Genomic DNA, 18,094 nt, shown 5'->3' with positions numbered 1-18,094 from the left:
GGCACCCAATGCCCATTAAGGAGGAAAGCATGTCATTACGTATTAATGCCGTCGTGCCCGATTTCGAAGCGGAGACTAGCCAGGGGCCGATTCGTTTTCACGACTGGATTGGTGATAGCTGGGCGATCCTGTTTTCGCACCCGAAAGACTTTACCCCGGTCTGCACGACGGAATTCGGTGCCGTTGCGAAGCTGAGTGCTGAGTGGAAGAAACGTGGCACCAAAGTAATCGGTGTTTCTGTGGATGGCGTTGAAGACCACAAACGCTGGGGCAATGACATCCAAACCGTTAGCGGCAGTGAGGTCGATTTTCCGATCATCGCCGATGACGGCCTAACGGTGTCAAAACTCTATGACATGCTGCCGGAAGATGCTTACCTGCCCGATGGCCGTACGCCAGCCGACAGCGCAACGGTACGCTCGGTATTTATTATTGGGCCGGATAAGCAGCTGAAGCTATCCATGACCTATCCAATGACCGTAGGGCGCAACTTTGCGGAAATCCTACGTGCTCTGGATGCGCTGCAAACCACGTCGAAACACGGCGTTGCTACCCCGGCTGATTGGACAATAGGTCAGGACGTGATTATTCCGCCTAGCGTCTCTGACGCGGATGCCAAGCAAAAGTATGGCGATTACGAAACAGTTTTGCCCTACCTGCGTAAGACGCCGCTGCGTTAATCAAGAGTGGTATGAAAAGCGAAAAGCCAGCGCCGATGCGCTGGCTTTTGCATTGCGCCATCAAGCGGATTCGAGAGCCAGCTGCTCAATCGAGGTCGAAACACTGCGCGCCCCGGTGAGTATCTCATTGACGATAATTTCAATTTCACCAACGCTGACTTGGCTCGATTTGCCTTGTTCCACTACCTGTTGCATGGCCTGGGTAGTGCGTTCCACTAAGGCGCTGTTCTCTTTCAGTACCCGAGTAATATCCTCCACCGCTTCACTCGACCCTTTGGCCAAGCGGCGCACCTCGCTAGCGACCACCGCAAACCCGCGACCCTGTTCGCCTGCACGTGCGGCTTCTATCGCTGCATTGAGTGATAGAAGGTTGGTTTGATTGGCGATTTTGGCAATTGACTCGGTAATGCTATTGATACTCTGTGCCTGCTTGTTAAGCGCAGCGATTAGCTGCTGCGCTTCTGCCAAGGTTAGCGCCGCCTGCTCAGAGTCACGTACCACCCGCTGTAGGTGGCTAAGACCGTTTTGGGCGATCTGCTCTGTTTGCGAAGAGGTGCTTTGGGCGGCAGTGACGGCGCGAGTGGCGGATTCAGCTGCCTGAACGGAACGGGTAATATCGGTGGCGAACTTGACCACTTTTACTACGTTTCCATTGCTATCTTGAATTGGATTATAAGTCGCCTCTAGCCACACGCTGGTGCCACGAGAATCCAAACGCTCGAACTTACCCTGCATGTATTCGCCTTGAGCAAGCCGTTCCCAGAAACGCGGGTTGGCTTGAGAGAAGTTGGCGGGACAAAACATTCGGTGGTGTGCACCCACTAATTCATCATTTCGATACCCCATCGCCTGCTCAAAATTTGAATTCGCATTGAGAATCTCACCGCTGGGGGTAAATTCAATCACCGCCATGGAGCTATTTAACGCGTCTAGCACAGCGTTTTTGCGTTCCGCCTCTTGGTGGGCAGCGGTAATGTCATTGGCAATTTTGAGCACCTCGACAACCTTACCGCGCCGATTACTGATCGGTATGTAGGTGGCCTCTAACCAGATTTCCTCTCCCAGGGCATCCGAACGCCGAAAGCGGCCATGCTGACTATGCCCTGCTGCCAGTACTTGCCAAAACGCACGGTACTCTTGGCTATTGCTCTCTTCAGGAAAGCAGAATACCCGGTGGTGTTGGCCCTTCACTTGGTCAAGGGTGTAACCGACGACGTTTAGGAATTGCTCACTTGCCTTCTTGATAACCCCTTCAGGTGTAAAAGAGATACAAGCGGTATGTTGGTACAGTGCACTGTGTAAACCATTAGAAGCGAGGCGCGTGAACATTGCTAATCCTGTCAAAAAGGCTATTTGAGTCATTTGTACAAGGTTAGAGCAGTCCCGGTTTGTAAGCATCATTTTGTATCTGTATGACACAAAATGTTGCAATTGTGGGTTTTTAGGTGTCTTTTAACATGAGTTTCGGCTAATCATCAGGGCATCTAGCCAGACTGATCATGATAAATAGCGTTAGCTGATGTCACCTGAAAAGCTGCTTGTTCGAGCAATTTGGAAAAAGCAGTGGAGGCCAACCGTTTCTTTTAACTTCTTGTACAGTATGTGTATAATTTTAATTGTAGAGAAAATTATAAACAAAAGCACTTCAATGTATAGATTTTGTATAATTTTTTTGTTGGGCGCACGCAAGATTCTGCTGATGGGAAGCGTAAGAGGGGCGTGAGGTGGTTTGCAGTGACTGGTTGAAGGGGCTAATCGTCTAACGTTTGGCGAGAATTATACTGGCAGGCCGGATGATGTTTGCCAGCTTGATGCAACAGGTCGAATTGGTGGGCGCAGGTGCGGCAGGCCTGGCACATCGACAGATGAATACGCAGCGCCATCTTTTCACGTAACGTTAGGGTTTTGTCCTGCTTTAAGGACATCAACGCCGTGGCTTCGCGGCACATAAGCATATCAGGCTCCTTTTCAACTAATTTAACCAACCATGATCCAAGCACTCTCTTAGCCGCAAACGCGCACGGTGTAAGATAACCCAGCAGTTGGTTTCAGTAATGCCGGTTTCCTTACAGATATCAGCGGTGGAAAGCCCCATGAGTTCACGAAGGGTAAATACCCGTGCAATGCTTTCCGGTAAGGCGATTAGGCAGGCATCAAATACTTGCCAAAAACGCTGGTTTTCTAATACCTGCTCAGGCTCGCCCCAGTGGCTAGGGTGGGCAGCGCTCTGCCAGTGACCATCCTGTTGAAATAGACGATCAAGGGTATCGTCGTCTAAGTCCTGGTCTAGCGGTTGCCAAGTCCCTTGACGGCGCTGCTGACGCAGTTGATCCAGAATTTTGTACTTTAAAATGCCAAATACCCACGTCTCGAACTCGGAGCGACCTTCAAAGGTAGCGCTTTTCTCAAAGGCGGTGAGCAAGGTTTCCTGTACGGCATCTTCAGCGGCGGTTGTATCACGTAGCTGCAACCGCGCAAAGGCCACTAAGCGAGGTCGTAGCTGGGTAAAGTGGGCGGCGGCTAAGGTAGCGGAAAGAGGCATTCAATTCCTTTGAATAAATATTATCCGCTGTGCATGCTGCGAGTGGGGCGGATCACAGCATTTCGCTGTATGGTAAAACTAGGTGCCGCTGAATTGGCTGCCACAATAAATTATTATATATATAAACCTATAATCATCAGGCTTTAAAAGTCAACAGGCCTTGAGCGCTTGTATTGAAAATGTGAAAAGTCCTGTATCAGCATACGGAGATGGTTTTCTTTACCCAACAAGCCTAACGTTCCAGAAATTTTATATAAAGAGTGTAATGATTGTGCATTTCAGAGCACAGAATAGCGTAAGTCAAACAGACGCTGGAAATTTACGTTACTGTGACGTTTTAAAAGTAAGGCGGCTATCTGTAATAAAATAAGGAGATAGACATGTTGTTTAATAATCTAGCGAAAAAAATGTGCGTAATGGGGCTCTGTATGGGCATCGCTGCAAGCCCGCTAGCCTTCGCCAATAACTCGATTGGGCTAAACAAAGATCGCTCTGCAGGCCATGAGGTAATTGTAAAACCACAATCCCATGCTACGTTAAGAACCGATACGTTCACCAAAAATGACCTTTTATATGACAAAGGAGATCGTCAAACAGACCAAAAGTTCATGACTAAAAAGAGCGAGTATTCAGTGAAAGGAACGACTACCTTGGAGCCTGCGGATCTAGTTCTTCAAAGATAATTAGGGTGCGCGTTGATAATATGTATTTTAATTATACTTGGGTCATTTTTAAAATGATCCAGGTGCTTTTTTATAACAATATATTTGGGGTGTTGAAATAATAATGTTTTGCTCTTTCTTAATGTCTGTATAAATCTTGAGGATTTTGACTGGTGACAGCTATTTCGGGCAGATGGGGGTATCTTTTGTGCTTGAAAAGCCAACATGAGTAAACCAAGCCGTTACATTACCTCCTGCATTATCGCCATCGCTCATTAAAGCAACGCCATTAATCAGGTCAGGGGAGCTGCCGAAGAGCGCAGCAAAGTCTGCACGTACATCGCGGACCTCAGCGACCCATTCCCTAACGCGAGATGAGCCTCCTTGCAGTGCGATTAGTTCGGCACGGTCGGTAAATGCGTTGCTCCAGGTGCTTCCAACCTCTTGAGTGGACGACCAAACATAGTTCACCGATTCCACCTGCCAAGGCAATAGCCCGGTTTTACGTGCAACATAAACACGAGCGGGGTAGTCATCGCCCGCTTTAGTCGTTTCGTCCAATCCAGGGTAGGTATTGCTAACTTGCCAGCACCAGTGCAGATAGGGCGTTTCGTTTAAATCAATATCACGTTCAAGATAGCGGGCAGACGCTTGCCCTTGGGATTTTGCTTCCAGTACCCGTCGTCCCGATTTTTCGACAATTGTGTACTGGGTTTCACCTTCAAAACTGCGCGTAGGCCAGGTCATGATTTGGTTAGGGGTAAAATGCACTTCCTGCGCGAGCGTGATGCCTACCATCAAAGGTGCACTGCATAAACTACTCACTATCATCAACACCACTTTCATGCGCTTAACGAGTGTCATGATAGCTATCTTTATTGAATGATGTGCTCAGGGTGGGGTGGTGATGAACGATCTGGTGGAGCAGGTCGAATTGACGCGTGCAGGCACGGCATGCTCCGCACATTGAAAGATGAAACCGGAGGGCGGTGTTTTCTCGAAATGTCAGTGTTCTATCCTGTTTGAGCGACATTAAGCGCGTTGCTTCACGACACATAATCATAGTGTAACCTCTTACGAATAACGATAGGCGCCCGGAATGGGGCTCATAGAAGATACGCCCGTGGCATTTCATCGCTTAACGTTTAGTGCCTTTTAAGCCAAATGCTTTACAAATTTAAGTGTTAGTAAAACATATAATGAAGGTGATTGGTTAGGCTTAGCGGCGTGAAGCTACCAACTGTTCAAATGCGTCGCGCAATGCGTTAACACTCGTGACCCCTTGGATCGTTTCTTGGCGATTGCCTTGGGCATCAAAGAGTAAAATCGTGACGTGGCCGACACCCTGTTGATTGGCGAAATCAGCACCTTTGGTTGTATTGATATCCACAACGCGCCAAGCTGGTGGCTCGTTTATCTGCGCCAGTGCATCTTCGGCATTGGCTTTTAAGCGTTGGCAAAGTGGGCAACTATGATCATGAATTTGCACGGCGACCGGCGTTCCGCTGCCAATAACGCTAAGATCTGATTCTGTACGCACGTTATGTTCGTTAGCTATTAGCCAAGCAATCGGAACGGCTAGAAACGCAAGTGCAATAAGTATTTTTCTAAACATTGACGTTATTTTTTTTGCAGGATTGCTCGGTGCTTTTTTTTGCCTAGGAGGTAAAGTTTTACGGGTTTTCTTCATATTACGTTAACCAACCTTTTTCAATACAGGCACGTAGCCGCAAGCGTGCACGGTGCAAAATCACCCAGCAGTTTGCCTCGCTTAACGTTAACGCTTCGCAAATTTCCTGGGTGGTTAGCCCCATTAATTCGCGCATAGTAAAAACCCGCGCAATATTGTCGGGCAGCACCATCAAGCAAGTGTCGAGCAAACGCCAAAACGCCGCGTTTTCGAGTACTTGTTCGGGTTCCCCCCAGGGCGTAGGTTTGCTGGCGGCTTGCCAACGCCCATTGTCTTTGAACAGGTTTTCAAATGAATCTTCATCGCTCAGCTCATCGTCTTGCCAAGAAAGGTAACGTCGCTCATGACGGAATCGCTCAAGTATTTTATTTTTTAAAATACCAAACACCCATGTTTCAAAAGCCGAACGCCCTGAAAAAGTCTGGTGCTTCTCCAGGGCGGTGACCAGCGTGTCCTGCACAATATCCTCAGCAGCGGCATTGTCGCGCAACTGTAAAAGCGCAAAGGCAACAAGCTTGGGCCTCAGCGTAGCAATGTGCTCTTCAGTAGAAGGCGTGGCGGTCGTCACGGCAGTCCTCATGGGTAAAATAAGCTAGCAGCAATGTGTTTATTTATAGTTGTATGGCGATCTATGCAGGCGTATCAATAACTTCATTCACCTGCATGACGGGCTCTACGTTGGTGAAGTTGGCAATGTCGGCAAGCAGTTGGTCACCAATAGCGGCAAACGCGGATTCAAAGCGTTGTGCTGACTCAAACCCTAGGTGTGCTACCAAGTGATAAGTGGCTTGAGAGTCGATACAGTGATGTACGCGAAGGTAGCGCAGTCCGTGCTCAGCAAGCAATGAATTGACCAGCGGCGAGTGTTTTTCGATGTAATACGCATCGTCAAAAGCCAAGGTGTCGGAATTAGGGTAAGCGACCATAACGTCGATCATAACTGTCTCCAAATTAATTAAGCCTGTGACCGCATCGACGGCCACAGATAAGCATGGATTATGACGCAGGCGCTTCCCAAGCTAGCGGCTTAAGTTCTTCATTAAGCGGGGTGCCAGCAACATGATTAGTGTAGTTGGAAAGTGTTTTTAGTGCGCAAGCGATCACCAGCTCAAGTACCTGTTGCTGGGTAAAACCTACCTCAAGAAAAGCATCCAGCTCGGTTTGCTCAGCCCAACCACGTTGTGCATTTAGGTGCCGGGCGAAACGCGTAACGGCCGCCAGCTTGGCGTCGTTAGGCGTGTTGCGTGCGCGTAGATCTTTGATGATCTCGTCATCGGCACCGGCTTTCTTAATCCCACCTGTATGCGCTGCCACGCAGAATGCGCAGTGGTTATCAGCACTAATGGCGAGCAACGCTGCTTGTTGTTCAACAGGGCTTAGGCTGGTTTTAGCGAAGATGCCGTCGAGTGTTAGATAAGCCTCAAGCAGCGTGGGGGCTTCTGCCATTTTGGCAAAAAGATTAGGCAGGAAACCCATCTTTTTTGCAGCGACTTGAAGGTTCGCTTGAGCCTCTTTGGGTGCGCTCTCAACAGTATGTAAAGGGAAATCAGTCATTTCAAACTCCTTCTGATCAAAAGATGATCGTTTACGTTGTGCATTTAATTGGCCTGAATGATTATGGAACAATTGATCCATAAATGGCAATGGTGATGTCAAAAATACCCAAAACAAATGATATGTCTGCTTGTTTGATGATCAGACTGTAAAGATAGTGGACTGTTGAGCACCAACCTTTACAAGTGCTAGATAAGACGGGGGCGATATGAAAAACGTGTTGCAGAAAATTGGCTACATGATGAGTTGCTGGTTGTCGTGCCCTCGACATGAACAGCCGAGCGCGGGGCCAATTGAGGATCATATTGCCACTTTTTTAAAACCTGGTGATGTTTTATTGGTGGAGGGTTCGTCGCGGTTCAGTGTGGTTATTAAATATTTGACGCAGTCGTCCTGGTCTCATGCAGCGTTATACGTGGGGAGCGAAAATGCCCGACATTTTGGCGCTCAAGGCGGTGAGTGTTTTATCGAAGCCGACGTGGCAGAGGGTGTCCGTTTGGTCGGACTGAGTGAATTTAGCGGCTGTCATTTACGTATATGTCGGCCTGTGGGGCTACAGGTGAGTGAAGTTGAAGCGTTAGTTCAGTTTGTCGGTAGCCGCCTTGGGTATCGATATGACTTGCATAATATTATTGATTTGGCGCGTTACTTTTTTCCATTACCCCCCGTTCCCCAGCGTTGGCGTAAGCACTTTTTGACGCTAGGCAGCGGTGATCCCACACGAGCAATATGCTCAACTCTGATTGCACAAGCCTTTCAGTCGATTTATTACCCTATATTGCCTATCGCGGATGATACTCCAGCCATTAGCGCTGATTTCATAGCAAACAGTGATCTTTTACTAACCCAGCGCCACTACTCGTTATTTACGCCGCGTGATTTTGATTTGTCGCCTTACTTTGAAATCGTGAAGCCCAGATTAATGGGTGGGTTCGATGCCCATCAGTTGCACTGGCGGCAATCGACAGATTCACCCTCATTGTGATCTTGGCTTGTAAGGAAGTCATGCGTTCGATCACTGATTGAATGTTGTACCAAAAAAATCAAACAACTATTTATATGCTGGGTTGAGGCCGAGCAAGGCGCGGCCCTTCACAACAAGGCTGACTTCGAGAGGTGAACCCCATGTCGCTAACTAAAAAAACACACAGTGATTTGCTGAATAAACTTCGTCGCCAGGTTCGTTACACCGCACCTGTCTTGGTGCTTGTGGCAGGCGGCGTCGCGCTAGGCGTTTCGGCCAATGAGCAAAACGTATTTGCCAACGATCAATCCACTACCAGTGGACTAATGCTGGCAAGCCATCATGCAGAGGCAGAGGCGCAACCTGAAGGCGAGGCTAGCGCTGAGGGCGAAGCAGAGGCAGATGGCGAAGGTGAGGCAGAAGGCGAGGGCGAAGCGGAAGGAGAGGCTCAGTCCGAGGGGGCAGCGGAAGGAGGCGTACAGCCCAATGAGCGCACACAGTTAGTATCCCGACCCGAAGGTTATGTGCCCGGTTACGATGAAAATGGCGACAACCCTAAATCTTTGATTGAGCGTGGTGAAGCCCTGTTTAACGACACATCACTGAGCACGAATGGTCTTTCCTGCGCTAGCTGCCATGGCAGTGACGGCCAGCAGGGCTATCAGGCATCGTTCAATCAATCATTTCCTCATCCGGTTGCCATGGGCACCAATATGTTCGGCATGGAAACCGTCCATGCAGATGAAATGGTGCAGCTGTGTATGGTTGCCCCCATGGCGGCTGAACCTTTAGATTGGGAGTCAGAGGATTTAGCAGCCCTGGCGGCGTATGTGGTTAATGCCCGTCAGCGTTTCGCAGGGGAGGCAGACGGTCACTGTAATATGTAGACCAGCATGATTGAGAAGAGCAGGGCGGCTTTTGGTATCCAGATGAAAGCCGATTTTGGGACTGATTGTTCTTTTTGTGCTAAAACGCTTGCGTTTGCTGATACATGAAAGAGGGGTGGGATGTTTGCTGAAATAGCGAAAGATGCATAATTTGATTGCCAGGCAACTGACTGTTATGTTGCTGGTGGTTTTGGTGACGCTTTCAGGCGCTGGCTTTAGTAGCGCCGTAAAAGGAAGCTGCCTAGTTGATGCGCCTGTCTCGGCGACTGTTAGCATGGATAGCCATTGCCTCACTCCCTCGCTGTTAGAGCAAGCCGGAGAGCATGCGGATGCTTCCTGTTCACCCTATGCGCCTGCAGGCACTAGCGCCATTTCAGGCACTATTTTGACGTCTTCCCCTCAGTGGTTGAAGTATGTGCCTTACCCCCAATCGCACCCCGAGCGTTTAGAAAAACCTCCCCGCCTTTCATTGCATTTCTGAAGACCTACACGCGTTTTCATACCGCTTTTTAATCATGAGTGCACCTCATGAGCTGACGGTATGTCTGTAAGACATGAATGGAGAAAGCAATGGAATACCCTGCGATTGAACCTATTGCCGTGGCGATTGGGCCACTGGTTATTCATTGGTACGGATTAATGTATGTGGTGGGCTTTGTGTCCGCTTGGCTGCTGGGTCGTTGGCGTGCTGACTACCTTGGCCTCAATAAAGAAGACATCAGTGACCTGATTTTTTATAGCGCCGTTGGCGTCGTTATTGGTGGTCGATTGGGCTACGCCATTTTCTATGGCATGGAGCAGTGGTTAAGTCACCCATTGTGGGTCTTTCAGGTGTGGGACGGAGGCATGAGCTTCCATGGTGGTCTAGTGGGCGTCGTCGCTGCGATACTATTTTTCGCACGCAAAAAGCGTATCGCTTTTATCGATATGGCTGATTTTATTGCTCCTCTAGCCCCTATTGGCTTAGGCGCTGGTCGGTTGGGTAACTTTATTAATCAAGAGCTGCCTGGTCGTATCACCGATGTGCCGTGGGCGCTGATATTCCCGCAGGTAGGGCCTGAGCCACGCCACCCTTCAGCGCTATACGAGATGTTTTTGGAAGGGGCTTTACTGTTCGTCGTGCTCTACTGGCTATCACGACGCCCCCGCAGTAGAGGCCTGTTATCCGGCGTCTTCTTACTGGGTTATGGCCTCCTTCGATTTGCTGTGGAGTTTGTACGCATGCCAGATGCCCACCAAGGGTTTGTCGCCTTCGACTGGGTCACCATGGGCCACGTGCTTACAGTGCCCATGATAGTAGGCGGTGTGGGGTTACTTATATGGTCACGCTACCAGCCCGCGGCCAACGTACAGGAGGCTAAATCATGAAGCCTTACATGAACCGTATTGTGTTGAAAAACAGTGTGAAGGCTGTGCGAAAAGCGCCACTTGTGAGTGTGTTGATCTGGCCGATATGGGCCCATGCGAACATGTCCACAGTGCCTGATAACCATTATCCGTTGCCTGAAAGGGGGGATATCATTGGTCAGAACTATCAGGTGATTGCTAACCAAGAAGATACGCTGATTGATATTGCCCGCGTGCACAACGTTGGTTATGAAGAGATCAGGTCAGCCAATCCTGATGTGAGCCTCTGGGTCCCGGGGGAGGGAACCACGGTCACGATCCCCAGGCAACATATTCTGCCACACGTACCGCGCACGGGAATTGTCATTAACGTTGCGGAGTTAAGGCTTTATTACTACCCGGATGTATCTAACGATGAAACGCCATGGGTAGAAACGTATCCCATCGGTATTGGCCGTGAGGGCTATAATACGCCGTTGGGGATCACGGAAACGACCATTCGATTAGAGAATCCTGCTTGGTATCCCCCGCGCTCAATGCGTGAAGAGGCCGCCGCTCGTGGTGAACCCGCCCCAGCCGTCGTGCCACCCGGCCCTGAAAATCCGCTTGGTGATCATGCGATTTTGCTCGATATTCCCGGCTATTTAATCCATGGCACCAACCAGCCGGATGGCATTGGTATGCGCGCTAGCCGCGGCTGCATTAGGATGTACCCAGAAGATATTGAGTCTATCTTTTACAATATTCCAAGTGGCACTCAAGTCAATATCATCGATCAAGCAATTAAAGTTGGTGGTAATGAGGGTGGCGATGCATTTGTGCAAGTCTTCAAAACCGTTGACACTGAGCAGGCAAACATAGATTCGTTAAAAGCGATGTTGCTCTCCCAGTCACTTGCTGAAGAAGTTGAATTAGCGATGCTGGAAAACCAACGGTTAAATGATTTGTTTGAGCAGCCAGATGATCAAATTATTTCGTTATCAACATTTTATCAATCTCAAAACGAGAATGATGAAGAGGCAATAGATATGGATATCTATCAAATGATCACGCAGATTGATCAGCGTCATTGTTGATCTATTCATTGCTGCTTTTAACACCTTCATGGCACTGACTCGTTATGAAGGTGTTACAAAGAACTTCTTAATTTAGCTGTGTATTGCTTGGACATAGCCGATGAACCATCCAAGTTTCTGCTTTCTTAATCTTGATGAAGACATGTGATTAAAACGAGCTAATACCTACCGTTTAACTGCTTATCAGTTAAAACAAAGTGTGCGCTTTTAAGAAGCAAAGCGCTGCTGCGCCCAATAACGAAGCGTCGACGGGTGAACGCCAAAATGGGTTGGTAGCACGATATCAAGCTGTGCACAAAGAAGGCCTAGCAGCGCCATATGGTGGATGCTATGGCTAGTTAAAAATGCCAGCTCGCGGCCGAGGGTAGTGGGTAGCGGTAGCGCGTTATTCATTTCACTAATCGCCACACCTGTCTCAACCGGATAGCTGAGCGTTAATGGCGTATTGTGCGGCATGGCTGCCAGCGCACTTAGCCCAGCCTGTAATGCTTCAACACGACTTTGAGCGCAGCTAGGTTGGGTTTCTAATACCGCTTCTCGTTGACGCTGTTCATAGTCGAATGTTGCCGACTCGGGTGACGCAGCGCAGGCATCCAGCAAGGTTTGATAGTGTTCAATGATATGGCGAACGTGTTTACCCAGCGTTTGCGTAGCTTTTGCGCCGAGTGGGCGTTGATAGTCTTGAGTAGAGACGCTGCCTAACAATTGATTAAGCTGGTTCAATGTTTGCACGTTTTCGTCGATCAAGGGCGGTATTAATGATGCCGACATATAAGTTGGCCTCCCGTTAAAATGTGCCGGTGCGTACACCGGCACAGTGGTATTGACGTTAGCGTTAATACCTGGCGCTAACCGGCTTCGGCGCTGCCTTCACCTTCACCTTCACCTTCACCCTCGCCTTCCATCTCTTCTTCGCCTTCACTCTCTGCTCCGCCTTCAGCATTGTGGGCTTCGGCCAGCATTAGTGGCGCTTCTTGCATATTGGTGAACCCTTGGGTGGGCTCGTCGGCCTGGGCCTGAAAGGCAAGGCCGCTGGCTACCAGCGCAAGGGCAGGAGCGGTGTAGCCGAACTGACGGCTTAGACGGCTAAGTAAACGACGTTTAGCTTCGTGTTGAGACATGATGCTTCTCCTTAGTGTGTCACAAGCAAATGCGCCAAATGGCGCAACTTCCTGCCGCTATACCGCGGCCTGGGAAGAGGATAAAAGCGGTGTTTGGTTAAGCCACTGCGTGATCGCTTCGACCTCCGTGCTGGCAAGCCGTGTGCGCTGACTTAAATGCTGCAGTGCGTTTAACCCCGTATGACTTAGCCCGTGGTCGCCTTCCATCGCAAAGGGCAGTAGCGCGCCTAATAGCGTCAGCGACGATAGCGTTTCGGAGCTCTCGGGCTGATGCTCGTCAAACCATAAAAGCCCGCAACAGTGACTGCGCTCTTGAAACAAAAACGTAGTGCCTTCTAGAGGGAGGTTGAGCGGTTCCAAAATGTCGGGTGTATCCAACGAGAGGCGTGCCCCGCGTGTAAGGGCGAGCCCATGCTGCTTGGCGAGTGCTTGAAGCGTGGTCAACGCCTGCGCTGAAGAGTGAGCAGGAAGAACGCAGGCAATGTGCCCTTCCTGTCCACTTAGTAGAGCAATATCAACAACCAGATGTTGGTCAAGCGCGGCGCTAGACAAGCAGAATAGCGTGATGGCAGGTACTATCTCATCGAGATGAAGACGCGAGCTAATCACTCGGCTGTCGCTGGTCAGGCAGTAGCCGTTGGCGCCTTCCAGTACGTGCAGCGACGCGTGGGGGGCGTGGCCGTCGGCGTCGAGCAGAGGTGCCAGGGCGTCGGTTATGCGCTCTCCTACGGGGCCTTGGGGCGCGCTGATTGACCAGCGGCGACGATCAAAAAACAGCGTATTACGCCAGGTAGCGGGTTGCTCACGGGCGGGAAATGACGTGCCGGACGCTAAGATGTCGCGATCCTCGGGGGCGAGCAGCCCGTGCTGCCACCATAGCGAGAGCGTTGCCCACAGATCGTTGGCAAGGGTTTGGGTGTCGACCTGCCCGCCGCTTGCCGCTTGGAGGTGATCGATAACGGTCTCGATCGGCTCGCCTTCGCTGATCAGCAGCCAGATCAGAGCCGCGCTGTCGTTAAGCTGGAAGTAACGACCACTTGTGTGGTGGTAAAGCGCCAATTGCTCACCGTCGATAAGCTCACTGACCTCCTGACCATGAAACGATAACGACAGTGGGGTAAGCTCAGACGCCAAACGGTAATCTGCCAAACTGGGTAGGCCAATAAAGGGCAGGTAACGACCAATGTCCTGGTTTGGGTAGAGCGACATAAATCCACCGGCACGCTCACGCTCGGCAGCCAGCGCGGCGGCATCGAAAGATTGCGTATCGCGGGGTGGTTGATCCAGACCGGTCAAAGTAATCATATCTCTTACCAGTGCACCTTTGACGGCTTCCTCAACCACGCCGCCGTGCTCCGGCTTGGCGCAAATGCCTAGCGATGGGCTTAGGTTGCACTCCAATATCCACGCTTTGAGCTGATCGTCGACTAGGCAGTCCAGGCCGATTAGCTCGTAACAGCCGCGCGGGTCGGCCCCATCTTCCTGAGAGCGTGCACGCATCGCTTCGGCCCCGGAAAGAGCGGTCAGCGTGGCAAGGTCCTGCAACTGGTTAAACAGTGCCTGATCGTCGTGACCCTGCTCCCGTAACCAGTGGCGGTAGCGGTCAAGGTCGATAAATTCGACCGGAACCTCGGCGTCCAGATTGAGCGCGTTGATGTCGGGGTTGGTCAATTGGCTGAAGGGGTTGTCGATGTCATCGGGGCTCCACGGCGCTGAGGCCAGCTTGGCAAAGCCTTGGTCGTAGAGATACACCCGTAGCGGGTCGATGCTGGCAATTAGCATATAAAGCCGCAGCACGTATTTGTGCCCGCGGATGGTATGGGGGTTGGTAATGTACTCTTGCACCAGCCAGTTAGGAACTAGTGGCGCGGTCGTCGGGTCGCGCAGCACCTGCACCCCCTGACCTTTGGAGGCATTGGTGGGCTTTAATATCCAGCGTTTTTCAGGATGCGCTGCTGCGTCTTCAAGTAGCGCCGGATAGTCATGAGGCATCTCATAAGCGAGAGGGAAGAAGTTAAGCCGCTGGGTATGGGGGTGGCTGGCACCGTAGTGGCGCTGGGTTCGTTCGCGAAGCGCGCTGAGACCCGAGTGCAGGCGGCTTTTTACCGTGAGCGCTGCGTTCCCTGGAATATGGTTCATCACGCGGCCTGGTGAGGTTACCTTGAACGCTGCCTTGGGCGGCATGCCGGTCACCCAGGCGGCTTCCCAGTGTTGTTCATCACCTTCTTGCCATCCCTGAGCTTCCAGCGTTTGGCGGAAAAAATGATCTTGCTCGGCATGGCGTTTGCCGCTTAGCCAAAAGCGTAGTGGTGAATGCGCGCTCATCGTAGGCTCCTTATCGGGTCATTAATGGTGAGTGACAGATCAACGCGATTGCTTACACTATTTTTAGTGATCGTTAACAGGCTGCCTTGCACTGATTTCACAAACGTTGGGACGCTTTGCTATCTAGTCGTGTTGAAAAATCACTTTAATAGTGAGGCAGTATCACTCATTATGAGATTAATGTACCAATCGTTCCTTGTCTTGCTGCTATGAACAACGATGCTCAATCCCCAACACGAAAAAGCCCTCTAGGAGGTTTTATGTCTCGTTTACTATTCGCCTTGATTGGCGCGCTGGGGTTTTCTACCCAAGCACTAGCGCTTGAAACCACACAATTTGAAACTACGCCGCTTGTGGATGCGCAGTGGTTAAATGACCATCTCGACCAAGATGAATTGGTGGTATTAGATGTGCGTTCTGCTATTGATAATGGCGGGGATGCTGAGAGCTTTGCCGAAGCACGAATCTCTGGTAGCCGCTATTCCAGTTATACCGATGATGGTTGGCGTGAAACCCGCGACAGCGTAGCGGGATTGATGCCCGAAGTGAGTGAGTTGGAAACGCTAATTGGCAACTTAGGGATCGATAAAGATAGCGCGGTAGTGATTGTACCTGCCGGTACTGGCGCGACCGATTTTGGCAGTGCGGCGCGAGTTTACTGGACGTTTAAAGTTCTCGGTCACGACGAGGTAGCTATCCTCAACGGCGGCTTTGCGGGCTGGCAGCAGCAGGGGTTTGAGATAGTAAGCGGCGAGCCTGATCGTTACGATGCCGCCGAGTTTGATGCCACCCTGCGCGAGGCGTTAGTAGCCTCCACCGAAGATGTCGAGGCCGCACGGGAAAGCCAGGCACAGCTAGTCGATGCTCGTCCCACCGACTATTTTACGGGTGATGAAAAATCCTCGGCGGCGCGGGTGGCTGGGACGATTCCGGGCGCGCGGAGCCTGCCTCACCAGTCGCATCTGAATGATCAGAACGGCGCTTACTATCTAGATGTTGATGGCCTGCAGTCACGTATTAATGCAGCTGAACTGGATAGTAGCGTGCGGACGATCGCCTTCTGTAACACTGGCCACTGGGCTGCGACCGATTGGTTCGTGTTGAGTGAAGTAGCGGGTTTCGAAAATATCGCTATGTACGATGGCTCAATGGCCGCCTGGACCATCAGCGATTCTCGCCCGGTGCAGCTCGCCCGTGAAGGTATTAAACAAGTCAGGGAGCTGCTTAATTAACTTGGCTAACCAGCAGTGTAGTTATCCTTCAGCGAAGCAGTTGGTGGATGCTTTGCGTCGGCTAACGCTATCTCGTAATATGCTACCTTTTTTGGGATTTCGTAATGAGCCTCGGCAGACCTTTACAGCACCATCCAGAGACGGCGCTGAAAGCCGCTGTTTACGCCTTTTGGCGCTCGGGCTATCACCATACGTCAATGCGTGATTTGCTTGAGGCGATGGAGCTATCCCGCAGCAGCTTGTATCAAGCCTACGGCAATAAAGAGGCGCTTTTTTTACTGGCGTTAACACGTTATAGAGAAGAGCTGCTTGCCTCTCTGGATATGTCTTTTGGCCAAGAAGCTAGCGCATGGCAGTTCATTGAGCACTTGCTGCAACGCATGGCGCAACAGGCCGAGAGCGAACAAGCAGCGCTAGGCTGTCTGATTTTTAATTCAGCTACTGAACTAGGCAATAGCGGCTCGCAAGTGTCGGATGCCGCCGTACAAAGTGTGCAGGCTATTACCCACTTTTTTATGAAGGTTATTGAACAGGCGCAGCAAGAGGGAAGTATTTGCCAAGAGCGTGATGTACAGAGCTCAGCATATTTCTTAACCCTTTCAATATCGGGTCTGCGCATGCTGCTAAAAAGCGGTGCGACTCAGCAGCAGGCCGAACAATTGGTGGAAAATATTTTGCGTGGATTGCGCTGAGCCAAAGGGCTTATTCAGCATGATGTGTCTCAAGGCTCAAGAATGGAAAATACATTGTTACTGGGGTTTTTGGGCAGCTTAATTGCCGGATTGTTGACGGCGGTGGGCGCACTACCGGTGCTGCTAGGTAAAACGCCTAGTCGAGGCTTTCGCGATTTAGCGCTGGGCTTTGCGGCGGGGGTAATGCTGGCGGCGTCATTTTTCTCACTGATTATCCCCGCCCTGGACGCTGCAGAAATCTACTATGCCGGTGGCCCCGTGCCCGCTGCAATTGTCTGTGCGGCTATTTTGCTGGGCATGGGCGCCATTGCGTTGCTTAACGAGCACCTTCCTCATGAGCATTTTGCCCAAGGCCGTGAGGGTCCTGAGGCCGCCTCATTGCGCCGTGTCTGGCTGTTTGTATTTGCCATTACTATCCACAATCTGCCGGAAGGAATGGCAGTGGGGGTCGGCTTTGGCGCCAATGGTTTAGAAGGCGGCATGCCGCTGGCGATCGGTATTGGGCTACAGAACATGCCGGAAGGCCTGGCCGTAGCGGTCGCTTTGATGGGAGAGGGCTACTCGAAATGGCGCTCCTGGTCGATTGCCGCTCTGACCGGACTTATAGAGCCCGTCGGTGGGCTGTTTGGCGCCAGTATTGTCAGCGTTTCGCAAATACTGTTGCCCTGGGGGCTGGCGTTTGCCGCCGGTGCCATGTTGTATGTCATCAGCCACGAAATCATCCCCGAAACCCACCGCTGCGGGCACCAGAAAAAAGCCACCTTCGGTTTGGCGATGGGGCTGGTGATTATGCTGTTTTTAGATGTGTGGCTGGGTTAATCCAGTTTAACTCACCCCTAGCCGATGACATCCGCGCCACCGTGAGGCTCCACTTGATGGCACAGCCGGTGGTCGCTGAGCACGTCAATGATATGGCACTGGCCAACACTGCCCCCTGCGCACTGGTTGATCATGCGTTGGAGCTCATCGCGCACCGCGGTGAGTCGCGCAAGACGTGCCTCGACTTCGGCAAGGTGACGCTTCGCCAGCGTATCCACCTCCTGGCAAGGCATCGCTGGGTGGTCGGCCATTTCCAGCAATTCCCTTACCGCTTCCACCGAAAAACCAAAGTCCCGTGCATGACGAATAAACGTCAAGCGGCGGATGGCGGCCTTGGTGTAGCGCCGCTGGTTACCTTCATTGCGCGGCGCTGAAGGTAGTAGCCCAATCTGTTCGTAATAGCGCACCGTTTCGGGCTTGCAGCCGGACTCCCGTGCCAGTTCGCCAATGCCAATATAATGCTCAGCAGTGGATGATGCTGGTTTTTGCTCTTTCATTACTTG

23 protein-coding genes are annotated in these 18,094 nt (G+C 51.1%); 10 read left to right on the top strand and 13 right to left on the bottom strand.

The features are described from left to right. Window positions 1–29: 29 nt before the first annotated feature. The gene (locus J7J49_RS09395) at window positions 30–680 is read left to right on the top strand and encodes a peroxiredoxin (RefSeq protein WP_215092037.1); all 651 of its coding nucleotides are present in this window, start codon (window positions 30–32) and stop codon (window positions 678–680) included. Between the two features lie 60 nt (window positions 681–740). On the opposite strand, the gene J7J49_RS09390 is transcribed toward J7J49_RS09395, so the two are convergent. The 3 genes from J7J49_RS09390 to J7J49_RS09380 form a co-directional block, all read right to left on the bottom strand. Then, window positions 741–2,009: a methyl-accepting chemotaxis protein gene (locus tag J7J49_RS09390; protein ID WP_215092036.1), complete on the bottom strand. Its 1,269-nt coding sequence runs from the start codon at window positions 2,007–2,009 to the stop codon at window positions 741–743. Window positions 2,010–2,431: 422 nt separating this feature from the next. Further along, entirely contained in the window at window positions 2,432–2,635 is a 204-nt protein-coding gene (locus J7J49_RS09385; RefSeq protein WP_215092034.1) for a zf-HC2 domain-containing protein, read from the bottom strand. A gap of 17 nt (window positions 2,636–2,652) precedes the next feature. Beyond that, a complete protein-coding gene (locus tag J7J49_RS09380; protein WP_215092031.1) occupies window positions 2,653–3,222 on the bottom strand; it encodes a sigma-70 family RNA polymerase sigma factor in 570 nt (189 codons plus the stop codon). A 380-nt stretch (window positions 3,223–3,602) separates the two neighbouring features. Here J7J49_RS09380 and J7J49_RS09375 point away from each other — a divergent pair, with 380 nt between their 5' ends. Further along, on the top strand, window positions 3,603–3,905 hold the full coding sequence (locus tag J7J49_RS09375) for a hypothetical protein (RefSeq protein WP_215092029.1): 303 nt from the start codon (window positions 3,603–3,605) through the stop codon (window positions 3,903–3,905). A gap of 159 nt (window positions 3,906–4,064) precedes the next feature. Here J7J49_RS09375 and J7J49_RS09370 read toward each other — a convergent pair whose 3' ends face one another. From J7J49_RS09370 to J7J49_RS09345, 6 genes are all read right to left on the bottom strand, one after another. Continuing rightward, window positions 4,065–4,748 (bottom strand): DUF3047 domain-containing protein, encoded by a 684-nt coding sequence (locus J7J49_RS09370; protein WP_251048223.1) that lies wholly within the window; start codon window positions 4,746–4,748, stop codon window positions 4,065–4,067. Further along, the gene (locus J7J49_RS09365) at window positions 4,735–4,941 is read right to left on the bottom strand and encodes a zf-HC2 domain-containing protein (RefSeq protein ID WP_285222422.1); all 207 of its coding nucleotides are present in this window, start codon (window positions 4,939–4,941) and stop codon (window positions 4,735–4,737) included. Before J7J49_RS09365 ends, J7J49_RS09370 begins: the two co-directional genes overlap by 14 nt. Window positions 4,942–5,103: 162 nt before the next feature. Continuing rightward, window positions 5,104–5,574, bottom strand: coding sequence for a thioredoxin domain-containing protein (locus J7J49_RS09360; protein WP_215092025.1), 471 nt, complete (start codon window positions 5,572–5,574; stop codon window positions 5,104–5,106). 1 nt (window position 5,575) lies between these two features. Next, window positions 5,576–6,142 carry a sigma-70 family RNA polymerase sigma factor gene (locus J7J49_RS09355; protein WP_215092022.1) on the bottom strand — a complete coding sequence of 189 codons (567 nt, stop codon included), beginning with the start codon at window positions 6,140–6,142 and terminating at the stop codon, window positions 5,576–5,578. A 61-nt stretch (window positions 6,143–6,203) separates the two neighbouring features. After that, window positions 6,204–6,512, bottom strand: a complete 309-nt coding sequence (locus J7J49_RS09350) for an EthD family reductase (RefSeq protein ID WP_215092020.1) — start codon at window positions 6,510–6,512, stop codon at window positions 6,204–6,206. A gap of 58 nt (window positions 6,513–6,570) precedes the next feature. After that, window positions 6,571–7,128 carry a carboxymuconolactone decarboxylase family protein gene (locus J7J49_RS09345; RefSeq protein ID WP_215092018.1) on the bottom strand — a complete coding sequence of 186 codons (558 nt, stop codon included), beginning with the start codon at window positions 7,126–7,128 and terminating at the stop codon, window positions 6,571–6,573. A 208-nt stretch (window positions 7,129–7,336) separates the two neighbouring features. On the opposite strand from J7J49_RS09345, the gene J7J49_RS09340 reads away from it, so the two are divergent. The 5 genes from J7J49_RS09340 to J7J49_RS09320 all read left to right on the top strand — a co-directional run bounded on the left by J7J49_RS09340 (window position 7,337) and on the right by J7J49_RS09320 (window position 11,402). After that, a complete protein-coding gene (locus J7J49_RS09340; RefSeq protein ID WP_215092016.1) occupies window positions 7,337–8,113 on the top strand; it encodes a YiiX/YebB-like N1pC/P60 family cysteine hydrolase in 777 nt (258 codons plus the stop codon). Window positions 8,114–8,253: 140 nt separating this feature from the next. Further along, complete coding sequence (locus J7J49_RS09335; RefSeq protein WP_215092014.1) at window positions 8,254–8,979, top strand: c-type cytochrome; 726 nt, start codon at window positions 8,254–8,256, stop codon at window positions 8,977–8,979. Between the two features lie 175 nt (window positions 8,980–9,154). After that, entirely contained in the window at window positions 9,155–9,460 is a 306-nt protein-coding gene (locus J7J49_RS09330) for a hypothetical protein (protein WP_215092012.1), read from the top strand. Between the two features lie 89 nt (window positions 9,461–9,549). Beyond that, window positions 9,550–10,347, top strand: coding sequence for a prolipoprotein diacylglyceryl transferase (lgt, locus tag J7J49_RS09325; RefSeq protein ID WP_215092010.1), 798 nt, complete (start codon window positions 9,550–9,552; stop codon window positions 10,345–10,347). Further along, window positions 10,344–11,402, top strand: coding sequence for a L,D-transpeptidase family protein (locus J7J49_RS09320; protein WP_215092008.1), 1,059 nt, complete (start codon window positions 10,344–10,346; stop codon window positions 11,400–11,402). Before lgt ends, J7J49_RS09320 begins: the two co-directional genes overlap by 4 nt. A 207-nt stretch (window positions 11,403–11,609) precedes the next feature. Here J7J49_RS09320 and J7J49_RS09315 read toward each other — a convergent pair whose 3' ends face one another. The 3 genes from J7J49_RS09315 to J7J49_RS09305 all read right to left on the bottom strand — a co-directional run bounded on the left by J7J49_RS09315 (window position 11,610) and on the right by J7J49_RS09305 (window position 14,848). Next, a complete protein-coding gene (locus J7J49_RS09315) occupies window positions 11,610–12,173 on the bottom strand; it encodes a hypothetical protein (RefSeq protein ID WP_215092005.1) in 564 nt (187 codons plus the stop codon). 77 nt (window positions 12,174–12,250) lie between these two features. Then, window positions 12,251–12,523, bottom strand: coding sequence for a hypothetical protein (locus J7J49_RS09310; RefSeq protein WP_215092002.1), 273 nt, complete (start codon window positions 12,521–12,523; stop codon window positions 12,251–12,253). A 57-nt stretch (window positions 12,524–12,580) separates the two neighbouring features. Beyond that, window positions 12,581–14,848, bottom strand: a complete 2,268-nt coding sequence (locus tag J7J49_RS09305) for a PqqD family peptide modification chaperone (protein WP_215092000.1) — start codon at window positions 14,846–14,848, stop codon at window positions 12,581–12,583. Window positions 14,849–15,108: 260 nt separating this feature from the next. On the opposite strand from J7J49_RS09305, the gene J7J49_RS09300 reads away from it, so the two are divergent. The 3 genes from J7J49_RS09300 to J7J49_RS09290 all read left to right on the top strand — a co-directional run bounded on the left by J7J49_RS09300 (window position 15,109) and on the right by J7J49_RS09290 (window position 17,591). Then, window positions 15,109–16,080, top strand: coding sequence for a sulfurtransferase (locus J7J49_RS09300; protein ID WP_215091998.1), 972 nt, complete (start codon window positions 15,109–15,111; stop codon window positions 16,078–16,080). A gap of 104 nt (window positions 16,081–16,184) precedes the next feature. Then, window positions 16,185–16,772 (top strand): TetR/AcrR family transcriptional regulator, encoded by a 588-nt coding sequence (locus J7J49_RS09295; RefSeq protein ID WP_215091996.1) that lies wholly within the window; start codon window positions 16,185–16,187, stop codon window positions 16,770–16,772. Window positions 16,773–16,814: 42 nt separating this feature from the next. Then, window positions 16,815–17,591: a ZIP family metal transporter gene (locus J7J49_RS09290; protein WP_064234446.1), complete on the top strand. Its 777-nt coding sequence runs from the start codon at window positions 16,815–16,817 to the stop codon at window positions 17,589–17,591. Between the two features lie 17 nt (window positions 17,592–17,608). Here the strand turns inward: J7J49_RS09290 and J7J49_RS09285 are convergent, their stop codons facing one another. Continuing rightward, window positions 17,609–18,088 carry a MerR family transcriptional regulator gene (locus tag J7J49_RS09285; protein WP_215091994.1) on the bottom strand — a complete coding sequence of 160 codons (480 nt, stop codon included), beginning with the start codon at window positions 18,086–18,088 and terminating at the stop codon, window positions 17,609–17,611. Between the last annotated feature and the right edge of the window lie 6 nt (window positions 18,089–18,094).

This window comes from Halomonas sp. ISL-56, from assembly GCF_018612805.1.
Lineage (GTDB): Bacteria > Pseudomonadota > Gammaproteobacteria > Pseudomonadales > Halomonadaceae > Vreelandella.
This window is presented reverse-complemented; position numbering and strand designations above follow the sequence as displayed.